This is a genomic window from Collinsella aerofaciens (genome assembly GCF_028209625.1).
GTDB classification, from domain to species: Bacteria; Actinomycetota; Coriobacteriia; order Coriobacteriales; family Coriobacteriaceae; genus Collinsella; species Collinsella aerofaciens_AM.
On the sequence record NZ_JAQLDU010000001.1, the window covers coordinates 159,039 to 174,925 of the forward strand.

Here is a 15,887-nt window from a genome sequence, read left to right on the forward strand (position 1 = left end):
CACGGTCCGTGCCCCCTTCGTCTGTGATTTATTGTTTATCCGCTGGAAATCACATAACGAGGTGCGGACCTTGTTCCGGTATGCGATTATCAATTTACGAAAGAAACCATGCGCTATCGGCATACATCGATGACCTGACGAACGGTCGTCTCTATATGAACGCAGCCGGCTACTGCTACGGCCTGCCTGGCGGCAGCATCGTCATAATCAGGATATGCATCAACAGAAGAACGTCCGAATTCATAGCGAGACGAGTTCCCGAAGGGGAAATGCAAGCGCAAGGAGAGACTATGCCCATGAAGCCCTTCTCGATGGAGTCGAGAGAGAAGATAGCGCGGATTGACAACCATAGAAATGTCTTTCGCGACGCTGCCGTCCCTCACCCATAGGCGAGCTCTACCAACGCTGGCATAACGCCTCCACTAGACACAGCCTTACCATAGCTCGCGTACTTGGCTAAAAGTGCGTTGCAAAAATCCGGTTCGACCTGTTTACAAAAGCTCAAGTGGCCTAAAACGCGAAGGGCGCATTCACGATCGCACTCGCGCATAAGCACCTGGTATAACGAGCGCTTTAACTCTGCCTTTCTTTGAGGTCCCAATCGCAGGACGCCATCACAGTCAAGATAGATGCCCGTGATTTTACGAAGGTGCCCTCGCCCAAAACAACGAGTTTTGTCACTATTCAAATCAAAACCCTTTTGCCGTAGGCGACTACCAACAAAAGTTGAAATCTCCGCAGAGTCTATCCATTCAGTTGATGAAATGCAGATGTCGTCAGAGTATCGCGAGTAGACGAATCTTTCGCCTAGTCTAGCTGCAATCTCATGGTCAAACGAAGCCATTATGCGATTGGCAACGAAAGGCGAACACGGAGAACCCGTTGCAAGAGAACCCCGATAACATGATAAAGCTACGAGAAGATCGACATCGTCTGCAGTAAGACGCGAGCGAAATTCAGCGTTTGTCGGCCGATAGGTTCCCCCTGAAAACAAATTCCTAACCATTTGCTGAGTGCAGGACTCAAAGAAATGGCAAATATCAAGCAGAAGAAAATGACTGCTCTTAGCATGGAGCCCGGCATTACGGCAGACGCTTGAGCCCTTTTCGTAAGCTGTAGCGTAAGGAAGATCTATATCAAACTCCGTATTTATATAGTCCGAAATCCAACATTGGACGAGCTTCAAATCTGGCCGAGGCGCAACAATCTTTCTCCCACCGGCAGAAAAACAGTGATACCTATCTGCCGTTGAGCTTACAAGGCCCAATAGCTGACGATTTGTCATTCCAAGGTCGAAGCAAATTCTATCCGCAATAGACACCGGCAACGCCTCCATATCCCATTGATCTCTTACGAAGGATTACCCGCGCCCTCATATTTAAGAAATCTCGGTCTTCGTCTCGCTTAAACATGAAATAGGAATCGAGATGTATCGTGCTTTTAATCAGATAGTCATGATCCTTTTTGTATCCCACTTTAGAAACAAGACCGGTAGCTCTCATAATGCAGCAAACATCCGACCAAGATATCGGAACACCAGCGTTTTTCATATCCGCATTTAAAATGGGCGAGTATATTTTGAGCTTACTAGCACGGAAGCCTTTGGCCGCACAGTATATCGTTCGTAAATCGGTCTCTGACATGGGGCCCAATATTTGAAGCAAATCAAGTAACTCGTGGACGAGGGAGCCCACGTTAATCTCGGACTCGTCTCGATTGATCATCTTTCTAGCGGCCTTTAAGCCAGCCTTGCCCCGCTTAGTAGCATTAGCACCAAAAAGGGGTCTTAGTTCAGAAACAAAGCGGCACAAGTCAGGCGAAGACATCGGGTTATTTAAGTCTAAGTAAAAGACCTTGTTAAGCGAAGAGTCACCCGTGGCTATTTCTCTCACTGGCCCATCAATCAAGAAGCTCCGAGAGCCCTTATATTGCTTTCCAACAGCAACAGAGGTAATCCAAGCGGCATGAGGCAAAGCGGAGAAAGCACCCAACTCGCAAAAAGATCCACAGCTCTCTGCAAAAATCAATATCCAGTCCGATATATCGGCAAGCATGGCCTCTTGCTGAAGTAAATTAAGTCTCGAACCGTCCATTTCCGCCGCCACGTCTTCGGCAGTAAGACAAAAAACGTTATTTAACGCCTCGGTGTGATTGCTGGACACATAAGCTCTAAAGAATCGTCGAGAGGAATGCAGGCTCTGATCACCGCCGCAGGGAAAGATAAACAAGGGCAGATTATTAACGTCACGCTTAACTCTCAGATGATTTCTCAGGATATTCAAATCAGTTTTACTGATACAGTCGCAGAGCATTGCACCTCGATTCCAATAAGGACAAGGCCGCACAGTCCGTGCATATGGTCATTCCGTAGACACGGATTCGGGTCCGTGGCTATGGAATGACCATATGCACGGACCAAAATTGGTAAAAACGTCTCAGTCCATCTTTAACAGAGGACTCGCTCCAATCGGGGCAATCAATGACTAGCTGCGGCCTTGTCTCAAGTAACTTTACCATCACATTAGTGTCTAAGGCTTGATATTAGCCGGCTATAAATAGAAAGCATGCTAGTCCCGCATCAAGTTTATACTGCAAAATGTACTCTATTGAGCAGCGAGTCGCCCATTCTCGGCCTATTCCTGGCTGCTCTTCGCGGAGGATTTCATCCCGTTGTCACTCCCCCTTCTTCTTACGCAACACATGCATCGCGTGTTCGCCGAAGATCGCCGTGGACAGTTTCATCGCCGCACCCTTAACGGCGTTGAAGAAGTTCTCAAGAAACGGTACGTTCATGTCGTAGTAGTTCATGTTCCTAAGCAGCGCATAGATTGCCAGAAACGTTTGGGCAATGACCACTACAACACTCATTGCAAGAGCGTTGTAGGGCGACTGGGAAATCCTTACCAAGGGCCTCAAGCGCAGTTGGGCAAACCAATCTCCGGCGACCAACAATCCGTCTTGGGCAGTCTTAATAAACCCATAGGGGAAATAATTGCGCATAAGGAGGTGACGCATAATTTCTTTCACAAATTGACAAACACATTGAGGGACACAATCCACGCGCCGTCATATGATTTCTGGCGACTAGACAATAAACCATCGAGGAAAGGGGCACGGCAGTATTTGCGAACATCGTATCAGTCGACGCCGAGTCGTCCGAGCCCGTCGGGGCCGAACGCTACGAGAGGGCGGCGGGCCGGGAGGTCAACCGCAGCGGCCACTACGCGAGGAAGCTCGTCACCGGGGCAGGGGAAGTCGAGCTCGGCGTGCCGAAACTCCGCGGCGCGACCTTCCGGACGGCTGTCATCGAGCGCTACCGCAGGCGCGAGACCTCGGTCGAGGAGGCCATCGTCGAGATGTACCTGGCGGGCGTCTCAACCAGGAGGATCGAGGACGTCTCCGAGCTCCCCTGGGGGGGCGCCGGTGTCCACCGTGAGGACGGTGCGCGACGGGTTCGCCGAGACGCTTGCCTACACGGAATTCCCGCCGGAGCGCTGGCGCCGGATCAGGTAGAACGACGGGGTCGAGCGCATCAACCGCGAGATCAGGAGGAGGACGAAGGTCGTCGGAACCTTCCCGGACGGCAACTCGACTTTCATGCTGGTGGCGACGAGACTGAAGTTCATAGTGAAGCAAAATGCGGCAAGAGGAGATGCCTGGATATATCGAAGCTGGACGAGATGGACGAGCTGAAGGGAGAGGCGAAGGGCCAGAAGAGGATGGGGCCGAGGACGGCTAAATCAATTTGCGAAAGAATCATGACGGTACCCGAAAATGTGACCCAACCCCTCACTCTGCCGTCGAGTCATTATGATAATTAACAACGTAAAACGATGAGGAGCCCAGGCGGAACTCAAGTAGACGGGAACAACGTGCAATCAATCGAACCTCTAAAAACCACGGACGGTCTGGGCGAAGGCAAAGGCGGCATTTGGAAGAAGTGGCCTTGGAAAGACCTAGATCACTATGAATTAATGTCTGATCTTATTCTTAAGGCTAACTACAGCATTCAGGACTTCAATGCTGTCATCAAAGACGGTTTTTCTCCCAGCATTAAGGACACTGTATTTCTGGTAGCACTTGCCACCTGGATTTAAGATGCATACTGGCAGATTAATTACGCCTGCTTGAAAGAAGTAATTAGAACCAAATTCGAGTTCTCAAGACAGAATGAACTCACAGAGGCGCGTAATTATCTTGAAGCGGTTCGCTCAATCGTAATTGCACACCCCCTAAATTCGACGAGGCATGAAGAATACGGCTTTGGTCCAGAAGGACGAATTTGTATTGATATGCGACGGAAAAGCCTTCTCGATTCATATCCGGGCAGAGTGATCTATCGCATTACACCAAAAGGATTCAAAGAAACCGACAGTGTCGAGGACAACGAAATTGCACTAATGACCTGTCGCCGAAATAAAACAGAAAATGGCAAGCTACATTTTGAAAGATGTTGCCTGGATATGTGCGATATCCGCAACTCAGCCCAAGTCTACATTGACGCCTTGTACGAACTCGATCGACATCTCGGTCGACTAAGAAAGAAAGACTTCGAAACATGAGTGTGATCTTCTCTAGCGAATTGATCTACGCTCAGCCGTAACTGCATTTTGAACATCCTTTAGATGCTTCTGCGCCTTTCGGCGTATATCTTTTAAATCCTTAACTGGATCAACGTCAACCTCATTAAAAACATGGGTTATATCACCGTCACGATATGCAACAAAGGAAATGCCGCCTAACTTGCCGACAGCTTTGCCGTGCTGCGATAGCAATTTCTTCATATCTCTGCGAACGGCACGTATTCTAGGCTCAGCACAATCCAGAAAATGGCAGAATAATTTAAGCACAAGCTCCTGGTACTTCATGTTTGTATACCTGAAGCAAAGGTACGAGCAGCCGGACGAATCACGTTCTTTCATTATCGAAATTGACTTGCTTAAAAAAGCGCGCAGCTTTGGCGAGGTATTGTAGTCGCGCAAATCGGCAATTTGGTCAAGATCAAATCGGACCCTAATCAAACCGTTTTCCCTAACACGCGAAACAACGGTTTGACCATGCTGAACGGGATTTCGAATCTCATACATAAAAACATAGAGGCCACCTCGGTCATACCAAGCAGAAGGCAACTTCCAATATTTTTTATATAGTTCTTTTTCAGAACCTCGATCATAAACCCGCATGACCGCTTGCATTCTATCGACAAGACCACGGGCTGCGGATACATAATTACCAAAGGCGGCGTTAACAACAGTCCTTTCGCCAAAACCACCGCTGGTAAAGCCGTCGGGCAAGAAGTCAGACCGATCGCACGGAACCAGGCGCCGCAGTTCACCGTAGTTCCATCGAAACTGTTCATACAGTTGGTTAACCTCCCAAAATGACCGCACAACACCGTCATACTCTTTCACTTTGGTTGCAGAATCGCCCTCGAGATATTCAATCTTTGAAAGCGCTTCCTGGGCTTCGTCGCTCACCGATTGAAGCGGCAAAACATGAACTAAATCTGCCAAAGTAATTCCCCCTTGAATCCCAGATATATGTATCGGCCCGAAGCAACACCGCCCATGAAAGGACGCCTAGCATCAAAACGGCAACATCGCATGTCCACTCAAGTTCGAACCCAGAGAGGCATACATCGACGACCTAATAAACGGGCATTTCTACATCAATGCTGCCGACAACTAACATGGCCTGCCTGGCGAACAGGGCAATCCGTTCTAGGCGTCCATGGCTCCCAGGGTGCGCCCCATCAGGATCCCCTGATACACTAGCCCTCAACTAACTGCACACAAAACCTCGGCCGAGTTTTATGTTCAAGAAGAAACCCCTCACGCTAAAGCAACAGTTAGCTTTGTGAGATCACCCTGGAGCAGATGCAGCAATGACATCACTAGCGACAACAGCCAGTTATAATTTCAACCTGGCCTATTTAAATCGCGCTGTGCCCCCTATCGCAAAGCTAATAGTTCATGGCCGTGTTTGTTAGGACGATAGCCGCAAAACGAGTACAGCTCCGATTCGCACTCAGTTCCTGGACAGACAAGCTCATCTTCAAAAAACAGATGATTAAGACAAACAGGGTTCTTGGAATGTTCAAGACACAGGTAACGTCCAGCTTTACTGGAATAATGCCAGCGCCCAAAGTCGACAATCATTGATTTAAGTGCGTTGGCGGAGCGCCTTCCAAAATATATCCCTCGAATTGACAAATTTCCATGTGCGACATCCGGAGTCATTCTTACATTAAGCCCTCTGCCACCGCCCACAGGACTATAAGCAACACAGGGTTCGTATGAATAAAACTCATCAACAATTGCATTGCTCAATTGATAGGTAGTCTCACCGAGAACTTCAAAGGGGCGAGAAAACTCTTGATGCAAATAATCATGCAGCAGGCAGTATTGTCCGAATGCAGTCGGGCTTTGCCCAAACAGCCTACGCACTTCGGAAGGAATATAAACACCAATACCAATAGCTTTAATAGGTCTAGCGACCTCATACGCTATCAAAGCAAATTGGTCATCAACGTTCACCCTGGCTTCGTCAAGCGTCGTGACTGGGTCACCGCAATTGACATATAAATAGCTCTCACCGGGTTTATTTAATCGCCCAAAATTGGTCACGCAGTTATTCGGTGGCTCCCACAGTTGACCCTGGTCAATAAACTGAGCTCCATAATCGAGAGAAGAAGAGACACTTCGCGCACGAAAAACAGTCGCCCCCTTAGGTAAACTAATGTATTCAGGAAACTGTAAGTACATGCCATCAACACGAAGCTGATTATGCAATATTTCTTGAGCATTTTCATGGCGGACATCAGCCCAGAGAGAACTTAGAGCTGGCAGCCTACATTCAAATTCCGCCTTTTCCAATGCAGCAATAAAACCATCCAAGTCACCTTGAATACAATTAAACATCCTCGCAATAACTGAGCTATCAAGGGGCTGACCAAGCTCTCCAGCAGAAATAAACATAGAACGATGCAAGATAAAACGTCCTTCAAACAAAACCAGACAATCACGCGCGCCAAGGTCAAATTTACTCGGTCATTACAAAATTATATTACCCTGCAGAATAACCGAGAATAACCTGTGGCCAACACCACCATCCAACCCAAAGCCCACCTCCAGCCCCCATCTGTCCAAGGAGCTGGCCGCCGCCGAACCCAATATCGCCGCCAAGACTATCTACTGCGGCCCCATCAACGCGTTCTACGACTTCAAGCTGGGCACGCTCGAGTACCGCAGCCTGCGCTTCGAGACCGAGACGCTCGACGAGGCCGACCACCAGGGCGTGGCCGTGGTCAACTACACCGAGCGCGAGGTCCCCTACACACGCATCATCGAGCACAAGCACTTCGAGTTCGGCACGCAGGACAGGACCGTCATCACGCGCGAGTACCCGGCGGACTGGAAGCCCGGCGACGAGCCCTACTACCCCATCAACGACGCCAGGAACGAGGCCCTCTACAAGCGGTACGAGGAGCTGGCGGCGCAGGAGGGCGACATAATCTTCGCCGGTCGCCTGGGCGGCTACAAGTACTACGACATGGACAAGGCCATCGCCGCGGCCTTCGAGCTCGTCCGCAACGAGCTGGGCGTGGAGCCCACGGAGGCGTAGTTAACCATTTGAGAGTCAATGCGTCAATCAATATAAATTAATTAATGGGGATGCTAGAACAGATCTGCATCCCCATTAATTAAAACAGTTACGTCAACGTTTCTGTTCGAAAAAAGTTGGGCACCGACCTTCGCCGATGCCCAACCCATTCATGCAAATGGAGTGAAATAAAATATGAAGATGGCGGAAGCCGAACTGAGTCTAATAGAGTTTCGTTATGCCCGCAATCGAGCAAAACGGCTAACAAATCTAGCAATCCACAATTGAACGCCCTCTACAACAATCTCTCGATAAGAGCTTCCCAGTTTCTTACATAGGTACACGGGCCATTTCCAATTATTATAGGCTAACTGGGAAATTGCCTGTCCTAATATAATACCCCAGGCCCCCAAACCAAAAGAACCAGAAAACAGACAAACAAGGACACAGCCAATAATGGATGCAATAATATATCCCCACATATAAGGAATCTCGTTCATGCTGATAATGTAATTGCAAAAAATAGAATGCTGCTGAAGAAGCCCCACATACAAACACATTACAAGAAACAAAGCATAGTCAATATCGATGCCAGGCTTGAATAATGGCAAGAGAGGAAAAATAACAACACAGACTCCAGCGGTTCCAAGCATAAACAGCATCCAGTAACCTACAATCCCAGTCGATACAAATTTCCTCTGTTTACCAGATTCACCCTCCGCATAAGCTGACTGCATCGCAGGATAAAAAGACTTTGGATACGTAGATGCAAAATTATAAATTGCATTTGCAAACTGCAGCAGAATAGAATAGGTGCCCGTCTCGGATAGGCCAAGAAATATGGAACTCAAAATACTCATGGCTTGAGTGGAAGCATAAAGAGAAAGCTGAACCAAGCCATCACGCCATGCGACATGGAAAATGGTCGAAAAAATATCCTGAATTGAAGAGAAGTTTACCGACAACTTATCCGAACGTCGTCCATCTTCGATCTCTCGATGTTTCCTAAGCATAATTAAGGCAGAAACCCTAAGAAGCACAGCATTCATAAGAAACCCAATAGATGCGCCAACAAGCCCAAAGCCCGCAACGAGCAAAACGCCACTGATAAAGAGCTGTCCTACTCTACCAATTACGACCGCCTTATTTTCTCCAGCAATATCTCCGTATCCTCTTAATACCGTGATCGACCAAAGAAAATAGAGATTAAGGAAAATTGAAACACAGAAGAGTGCCCATGAAAGCCAAACGTCAGCAGGATTCATATTCGAAGCAACAAAGAAAATATAAGCTGAGCCAGCCGTAGAAAGCAGAAGCAACACAACGACCGCAAGAATCGCGTATATAACTTTGGAAGCCTTAATTACCGTGTTCAAAAGATGCCAATCGATGCCATCTTCAACTGATTCCTTATCACACCCCTTAACGGAAAGACGGCGGGCACCACTCACTACATATACGATATTTCGCGCAAACGTTGGATTAAAACCAAACTCAAAGAGCATGGCGAAATTAGAGAGAGCAATGTAGACATACCAAAGTCCCAATTCCTCATCAGAGAGAAAGCGCATAAGCAACGGAAGAAGGATGAAACCACTTGCCATCGAAACTATTGTCCCAATGTAATTCCATATCACATCGGTTTTTCGCGTCACGATACTACTCATGCGGCACTCCAGCATATTTTTGAAAACCGACTTCCCTCTTATCGACTTTGGATAGAGAAAAGAGAAGCTCGGGTCCGATTGCAAAAAGAAAATAATTACATTCGATGCGAACACCCAAAGTTTCGGTAAGACCGTATACCGACATTAAAACAATACCGAACAAGAGTGAGTCCCATTGATTTTGGCGAACCATTTTAATTAAAAGTGAAAATAGTCCAATTATAAATAAGGCAGACGGAATAATACCGTAACGCAAAATCAAATGGCAGTACGCATTATCAACGACGAAATGGTACGGTTTTCCATTTTCCCAATAGATTACAGGACTATCAATATAATTTGTACCAAATAGCGAGAGACCCTTCATCTGATAATAGCCATGAGCCAATCTCAATCTTCCCGATAAAAGGTTATTCAAAACTGAATCTATTGAGCGAGCTGGGTTATAGTTAACCATAAAATAAAAGCTAATGAAAACAATCAAAACAACGGCGATAACAAAACTTATCGAAATGATTCTTCTTAAACGTTTGTTTTCCACTTTGTAGAAAACAAACAATAGTAAAACTTGGAAAACAGCAAGAATTGCTGTTGATCTTGAATCCGACACAACCAAAATTAGAATGGCAGCAGATATAAGCAGCATTGATTGGAACAAAGGGGTTTTTCCAAATCGCAGAACAGAAATTGATGTGCACGCGAGAATAACATACATGCCGAAAATATTAGGGTGAGTAAAGCCCAACGACTGACGAGCAATACCTGAGCGAATTAGAATTAGATTTTCAATAATACCCGAGACAGCAAACAATGGCGCAATGACTAGAATCATGATCGACAGGACAAGTGAAATAAACGCAAGTTTATTCAATTTGACGCCCTCAGAGCAGACAATAAAGAGAGCAAGCCAAAATAACCATCCTTCCTGCGAATTCCTCCATGAAACAAAGCCAACAAGAACGACAAGCGCTGCCATTAGCCAGCCATTTACAGAAGCCTTTTGAAGAATAAATTTAAAAATCAAAAGGCAAAGAATTGCCAGGCTGAGAATATTTGACAAAAGTGAAACCGGAATAAAGAGAAATTCAACGAATGTCGTTCGATCGAGAATGCAGCTGAAAAAATACAAGGCGTAAGCAAGGTAGAATACAAACTCCCCTATGCTCATGCATCCAATAACGGAGGCAGCATTGCCTGTTTTTCCATTTATTCCAATGTCACTCATTAATGCGTGTCCTTATCAATTAGAACTTTCCCCGCTAGGTGGTCTTTGACTACAGTTCTTAATCCCCAAAATAGATAGGCAAAGGTAAAGAAACCTTTTTTACAAAGAATCGTGAATACTTGAAGCCAGAGAGAAAGACAGTAACCTTCGAAACAATGCTCAGAAAAACACCCCTGATCGGAAGCAAAGGAAAGAAGCCGCACACTCGATTTTTTTGCCCCAATCAGACCTGAGTTTCGAACAAAATTCTCAATACCTTGGGTGGTTAAAAAAGCACATCGTGAAATAAATGGCACCTGTTCATCTTCTAATGAACATGTTGACATGATTCCCGTAATGGAGCGCTCCCATGGATCAACCTCAATCGAATGAACAGCAGACCCCTGGTATTGGTAATACCAATACCAGACATTAGAAGCGATTGCCATCGTTTTACATTTTTCAATAAACCGGTAATTAAAGAGCGTATCTTCACCGATAGGAATATCCTCTTCAAAACGCAGGGCTTCAAGAAGATCAGCACGATAGAGTTTTGCAACAGGTCCACGACCATTAAAATCAGGCAAAGAGTCGAAGCAATACTTAGCATGTCCAAGCATTTGAAATTTTGCCGCCATCAATTCACGAGACTCATCAAGAATCCAATAGTCGCCTGCATCGCAGCCGTCGTTCGGAGAATCACCGAGAAATAGATGGGCAACACCACCACAGACAAGATCGACATTCTCTCCCAATGCAATCTGGAGAGCCTGATTAATAAACAAAGGATTCAATTCATCGTCAGAATCAGAAAAAGCAACCCATTCACCCTGAGCTTCGTGGATTCCGATATTTCTAGCGTGTGATACGCCTTTATGGCCTCCCTTAACAATTCGCGCACGAGCCTCCCCCGATACAAGTCTCTGCTCAACGGTTAAACACTCATCATCGCTTCCATCATCAACGATAATGAATTCAACATTAGAGTAACTTTGATTAAATAACGACAAGAGGCATCTCTCAAGCGCTTTAACCGGGGCGTTAAAGACGGGAACAACAATCGAAACAAGAGGATCTTTGTCATCTCCATTTAGATTAGATTGTATATCGGGCTTTGCGCTCCTCATTCCGCCTCCAAGTTTTGAAGAACGGAAAGCGTCTCAGCCACACCATCTTTTATTCCCTTAAATGGAATCCATCCAAGTTCTCTCATTTTGCTACCGTCCATGAGCGCAATCGAAGCTTTTGAGTACCCTGCTGCTTCCTCAGCATCTGGCAAATCAAAAACAACTTCAACGTTTCCAGCTGAAGCAACCATCATTGCCAGATCACGTAAGGTGACATCCGATGAAGGGTCAGCAAGGTTATATGCTTCGCCATCTACACCAAGTAGCAGCGCGTAAAGCAATCCGGAAACAGCATCTGCAACATGTAAATATGAATAGTGTTGAGTTCCGCTACTCTTAAGCACTACATTTTGGTGACAAAGCGCCTTATGCATAAACTGAGAGAGCGCCTTAGAATCATCGGGGAGTAGAGTTGGTCCGTATACTCGGGCTATGCGAGCAATAACAGTTTCAACAGATTTCTGCGAACGGTAAGCCTGGCACATAGTCTCGCCAAGACGTTTGGACTCTGTATAACAGGCACGAAGAGTATTGCAGTCAATATATCCACAATACTCCTCGTCAAATCGTTCAACATCTCCACGGTTTTCTCCATACACCTCAACAGAAGAAGCGAAGAGCAATCTTGAGCCGTATTCTGAGGAATACTCAAGCAAATTATGAAGTCCGTCAACATTTGAGCAAATAGTGCCGATAGGGTTACTCGCATATTGACGCGGATGCGTAGAGCTAGCAAGGTGGATAACAAAATCTGAAGGAGCTGACGGCATTACCCCTCTTTCGGTAATATCCACCTCCTCAAATTGAAATAAAGCATTATCAAAATAAGGCAACCTGACACGAGCTTTCTCCTCACTTCTACCGATAGCAAGGATGCGACAACCAAGGTGATTTATTCTATTTTTTCTCATAATAACGTCAATGAGAAATGAGCCTATCATTCCAGTAGCGCCAGAAAGAGAAAGGGTCTTCCCTGCTAGTTTTTCCCATGGGAGATCTTGGCTACAAATAGAATCCAGCTCTGAGATGTATATGTTAGATTCGAGTCTATTCATTAGAAATACCCTGCTTTTAATCCCTACATCCTGAAGTGGCTAAATAAGCGCGGAAAGTGTCAAGGTTCTCAGGGGTAGTTAGCTTAATATTCTTATCCGATCCAGCAGCAAAATGTAGAGTTTCGCCAAGCTCAACCATCATCGTATTGGTGTAATGCGAACCGTAAATACCAATACCCTCAGCAAAAGCCTTCTTATAGGATTTCAATAAATTCCCGTAGCGATATGCCTGCGGAGTAGAAACACGACGAAGAGTCTCTCTCGGAATAAATTTGTCGGTAGTTGATTCATCGTCTTGATTAACAACAAATATTTGTTCGTTATAAGGCAAGCTTGTAACAGCATTACCATATTTTTGGCAAACACGAATCACGTCGGTAATCACGTCCGAATCCAACATCGGTCTCACGCCATCGTGAATAATAGCAATGTCATCATTAGACAGAATTCCCTCGAGCCCATATACGCCATTGCGAATAGACTCTTGACCAGTCTTTCCACCTTTAACAACCCATTTTAATTTAGAAATACCAAACTGCTTTGCATATGCTTTGAGAATGTCTTCCCAGCCATCGATACAAACAACTTCAATAGCCTCGACCTGCGGATGCGCCTGGAATGCCTCAAGTGTATATATTAAAACAGGCTTATCGCGCACATTAATAAACTGTTTGGGGATTTGCTGGCCCATACGAGAACCGACGCCGCCGGCGATTACAATTGCAACGTTCATTTTTACAAATCCTCACTCTCGATATTTGAGTACTTTCCTAAATCAAACTCATAGACAACATGTACTTCTCGGTCCTCTAATGGCGGTGGCGTCATGTAATCGGGCCCATAAAGCGCTTCCATATAAACCTTGAAATCATTGGGCACTGGAAGCAGAAGTCCTTCAAACTCACCCGGCTCTGTTGGAAAAAATGCATCGCGACTATATAGCTCACCAAAATAGTGTTTGCGTCCAGTCGGTATTGAAATGTACTTACTGCTACTATTGCGATACTTGGAATTCCATCGATTCCAAAGCGCCACCCATTTTTCAGGGGTGTAGAAAGAAAACAACTTCCCGATCATTTCCTTACGCTTAAAGACTTTTAAGGCAGATTCGTTGCCGGCAACCAAAGAGTTATATAAATCTGCATGCGCCTCAAAGCGACGACACGAATAGCAGAACCCCAGAGCCATAGATATAAAGCCATGAATTCCGCGGCAAATAAAATTATCTGGAACACTTTCGAGTAGAAAAATATCGATATAAGCACCACAACTCGAACTAGGAAGACCGATATCATCTCTGTTTCGGACAATGGTTCCGTTAAGACGCATTCTCGCAAAGCCCAAATCATAACCATCGGTCAAACCAGGAATTTGAATGGTGTATTTACCTGGGAATAAAGAATTGATGGCATCAACAAACTTTGTCAAATCATCATGAATCAAATTAATGTCAATATCATCGTCCCATGGAATAAATCCATGATGGCGAAGAGACCCAAGGCAGGTGCCGCCACTTAAGGTCCATCGAGCTTCAGCTTTATTTGCAGCAACCTGAAAATCTTGAAGCATCATTTTAAGAACATTTTGAAGCGAGCAGAGTGAATCTCCCGTCAACTCGATTGTTGAGCTTTTGTTCTTTATATGTTTAAACAATTCAAAAGTTGATAAACCCATTGTTAATTATCCGACCTAAAAACTACGTTTATATTTTTTGCCAAAAAACTTGGCTGCCAAAAAACCGCTACCCTTAGCAATCCAGTCAACTGGTTCCGGGCTGATGGTAGGCATTTCTGCCAACTTGATGTCATTTGTCGACAACCAGGTATCTAGTAACATCTCGCTGATGCGACCAGGCCATCGAGCATTAAACGCATCGTATTCTGTTGAATCCAAAGATCTTTCTATTTTCTCGAGCACAAAGAAGAGCCACTCGCAATAAGCGTTAAACACAACACCTTCAGCAACGAACATATTAAACATATGAGCTTTGGTGCCAGACATTTCACGTTCGAAGGCGGGAATATATTTGGGGCAATAATAATTAAGTGCCGCTCGCGTTGCATCTAGCTGTTCACCCGGAAGAGTATGACGATAGTGCGCCTCAACGGTATCGATATAATAGTTGCGAGCCTTGGGAACGATTACCTGTGAATTTGTTGAGTCAAATACTTCCTTAAAATCCTCGCTACCCGCAATTAGATCAAAAGGATTTTTGGATTTTGCCTTTGACGAATCAATGGTTTTAAAATGCCGTCTGTAGTGTACCAAGCCCTTATAAAAGGAACTGCAATTCTTCCAAAGCCAGTACATCCCAGTAAGCTCAGAATAAGAAGCGTTTTTTTGAGAGATATTATCCCCCAGGTTATCCTGCTGCATGTCCAAACAAACTTCCGGATGTAAATCTGCCCCAACGTGAAGGGGGAGATAACACTTATCATTCGGCATGCAATACGGCTTATGAGCTGCAACAGCAACCGTAATATCCTTCTGTGAAGACAATTGTCTACCTTCCACTTTTACGTTTTCCAAACATGGCACCAAAAGTGCCAGCTAAGCATTTCCAGTCCATACGGAAGCAGCGATTCTGAACGTAGCGAAGTTCTATCTTTTGCCTCAGACCACTCTCAAAGGTCGCTTCATTGCGATCAGTCGCTTGCCAAAGTCCAGTAATTCCAGGCTGAACTGAGAGCAGCTCAGCCTTTTCTTCATCCGAAAAATGCTGCTCAAGCTCATCCCTTGTAATGGGACGGGGGCCAATGACTGAAAGATCGCCGTTCAGCACATTGAGAAACTGAGGCATCTCATCGATGGAGCATTTACGAATGAATTGACCAATCTTGGTAATGCGGGGGTCGTCGTCAACCTTGCGCTCGACTTCCCACTGATGCAGCTGCTCAGGACTCAAATACTTCTGCACATCACCCGCATCGGCGACCATACTGCGAAGCTTAAAAATCCTGATTGTCTTTCCGCCCTTACCAACGCGCTCTTGCGTATACATAGGACTGCCAGGCGATTCAAGGCTAATGAGCGCACACACGATGGCGATAGGGATAAGCAGCAGCACGCTCATCAAAAGACTGAATACAAGGTCAAACAGTCTCTTAATAAAGCGGTAGCCAAGCGTACCGCTCGGTTTAATCTCTTTAATAGCCAGTGCATCCCCCACAGATACACAGCTCTCTGTTACTTCTTTAGCAGCCACAATAAAACTTACGTCCCTGTCCCCGGG

Annotated in this window: 16 protein-coding genes and 1 pseudogene; 4 read left to right on the forward strand and 13 right to left on the reverse strand. The window is 45.7% G+C overall.

The annotated features are described in order from the left end of the window. Nucleotides 1-379: 379 nt before the first annotated feature. From PMW70_RS09725 to PMW70_RS00690, 3 genes are all read right to left on the reverse strand, one after another. Entirely contained in the window at nt 380-1,336 is a 957-nt protein-coding gene (locus PMW70_RS09725; protein WP_416378070.1) for a reverse transcriptase domain-containing protein, read from the reverse strand. Then, on the reverse strand, nt 1,305-2,312 hold the full coding sequence (locus PMW70_RS00685; RefSeq protein ID WP_271743576.1) for a retron St85 family effector protein: 1,008 nt from the start codon (nt 2,310-2,312) through the stop codon (nt 1,305-1,307). The genes PMW70_RS09725 and PMW70_RS00685 overlap by 32 nt, the downstream gene beginning before the upstream one ends. Nucleotides 2,313-2,673: 361 nt before the next feature. Continuing rightward, complete coding sequence (locus PMW70_RS00690) at nt 2,674-3,015, reverse strand: hypothetical protein (RefSeq protein ID WP_118256107.1); 342 nt, start codon at nt 3,013-3,015, stop codon at nt 2,674-2,676. 116 nt (nt 3,016-3,131) lie between these two features. Between PMW70_RS00690 and PMW70_RS09730 the strand changes: the two are divergent. From PMW70_RS09730 to PMW70_RS00700, 3 genes and pseudogenes are all read left to right on the forward strand, one after another. Beyond that, nucleotides 3,132-3,416: pseudogene (locus tag PMW70_RS09730) on the forward strand (transposase); the annotation flags it as partial. A gap of 127 nt (nt 3,417-3,543) precedes the next feature. Beyond that, complete coding sequence (locus tag PMW70_RS09735) at nt 3,544-3,693, forward strand: hypothetical protein (RefSeq protein ID WP_416378072.1); 150 nt, start codon at nt 3,544-3,546, stop codon at nt 3,691-3,693. A 179-nt stretch (nt 3,694-3,872) separates the two neighbouring features. Next, nucleotides 3,873-4,097 carry a hypothetical protein gene (locus PMW70_RS00700; RefSeq protein WP_271743577.1) on the forward strand — a complete coding sequence of 75 codons (225 nt, stop codon included), beginning with the start codon at nt 3,873-3,875 and terminating at the stop codon, nt 4,095-4,097. A 477-nt stretch (nt 4,098-4,574) separates the two neighbouring features. Here PMW70_RS00700 and PMW70_RS00705 read toward each other — a convergent pair whose 3' ends face one another. Both PMW70_RS00705 and PMW70_RS00710 read right to left on the reverse strand, forming a co-directional pair. Then, nucleotides 4,575-5,513, reverse strand: a complete 939-nt coding sequence (locus PMW70_RS00705; protein WP_271743578.1) for a hypothetical protein — start codon at nt 5,511-5,513, stop codon at nt 4,575-4,577. Between the two features lie 438 nt (nt 5,514-5,951). After that, on the reverse strand, nt 5,952-6,989 hold the full coding sequence (locus PMW70_RS00710) for a hypothetical protein (RefSeq protein ID WP_271743579.1): 1,038 nt from the start codon (nt 6,987-6,989) through the stop codon (nt 5,952-5,954). Nucleotides 6,990-7,173: 184 nt separating this feature from the next. Here PMW70_RS00710 and PMW70_RS00715 point away from each other — a divergent pair, with 184 nt between their 5' ends. After that, the gene (locus PMW70_RS00715; protein ID WP_271743655.1) at nt 7,174-7,623 is read left to right on the forward strand and encodes a UDP-galactopyranose mutase; all 450 of its coding nucleotides are present in this window, start codon (nt 7,174-7,176) and stop codon (nt 7,621-7,623) included. Between the two features lie 215 nt (nt 7,624-7,838). Here the strand turns inward: PMW70_RS00715 and wzx are convergent, their stop codons facing one another. Genes wzx through PMW70_RS00755 form a run of 8 tightly spaced genes read right to left on the reverse strand, consistent with a single transcriptional unit; the run spans nt 7,839 to nt 15,860 of the window. Further along, on the reverse strand, nt 7,839-9,269 hold the full coding sequence (wzx, locus tag PMW70_RS00720) for a lipopolysaccharide biosynthesis protein (protein WP_271743580.1): 1,431 nt from the start codon (nt 9,267-9,269) through the stop codon (nt 7,839-7,841). Further along, a complete protein-coding gene (locus tag PMW70_RS00725; RefSeq protein WP_271743581.1) occupies nt 9,262-10,494 on the reverse strand; it encodes a hypothetical protein in 1,233 nt (410 codons plus the stop codon). The genes wzx and PMW70_RS00725 overlap by 8 nt, the downstream gene beginning before the upstream one ends. After that, nucleotides 10,494-11,600 carry a glycosyltransferase family 2 protein gene (locus PMW70_RS00730; protein ID WP_271743582.1) on the reverse strand — a complete coding sequence of 369 codons (1,107 nt, stop codon included), beginning with the start codon at nt 11,598-11,600 and terminating at the stop codon, nt 10,494-10,496. The genes PMW70_RS00725 and PMW70_RS00730 overlap by 1 nt, the downstream gene beginning before the upstream one ends. After that, nucleotides 11,597-12,655, reverse strand: coding sequence for an NAD-dependent epimerase/dehydratase family protein (locus tag PMW70_RS00735; RefSeq protein WP_271743583.1), 1,059 nt, complete (start codon nt 12,653-12,655; stop codon nt 11,597-11,599). The genes PMW70_RS00730 and PMW70_RS00735 overlap by 4 nt, the downstream gene beginning before the upstream one ends. Before the next feature lie 16 nt (nt 12,656-12,671). After that, nucleotides 12,672-13,388, reverse strand: coding sequence for an IspD/TarI family cytidylyltransferase (locus PMW70_RS00740; protein WP_271743584.1), 717 nt, complete (start codon nt 13,386-13,388; stop codon nt 12,672-12,674). A gap of 2 nt (nt 13,389-13,390) precedes the next feature. Then, on the reverse strand, nt 13,391-14,329 hold the full coding sequence (locus tag PMW70_RS00745) for a LicD family protein (RefSeq protein ID WP_271743585.1): 939 nt from the start codon (nt 14,327-14,329) through the stop codon (nt 13,391-13,393). Nucleotides 14,330-14,344: 15 nt separating this feature from the next. Continuing rightward, entirely contained in the window at nt 14,345-15,154 is an 810-nt protein-coding gene (locus PMW70_RS00750) for a DUF4422 domain-containing protein (RefSeq protein ID WP_271743586.1), read from the reverse strand. 4 nt (nt 15,155-15,158) lie between these two features. Then, nucleotides 15,159-15,860, reverse strand: a complete 702-nt coding sequence (locus PMW70_RS00755) for a sugar transferase (RefSeq protein ID WP_271743587.1) — start codon at nt 15,858-15,860, stop codon at nt 15,159-15,161. Between the last annotated feature and the right edge of the window lie 27 nt (nt 15,861-15,887).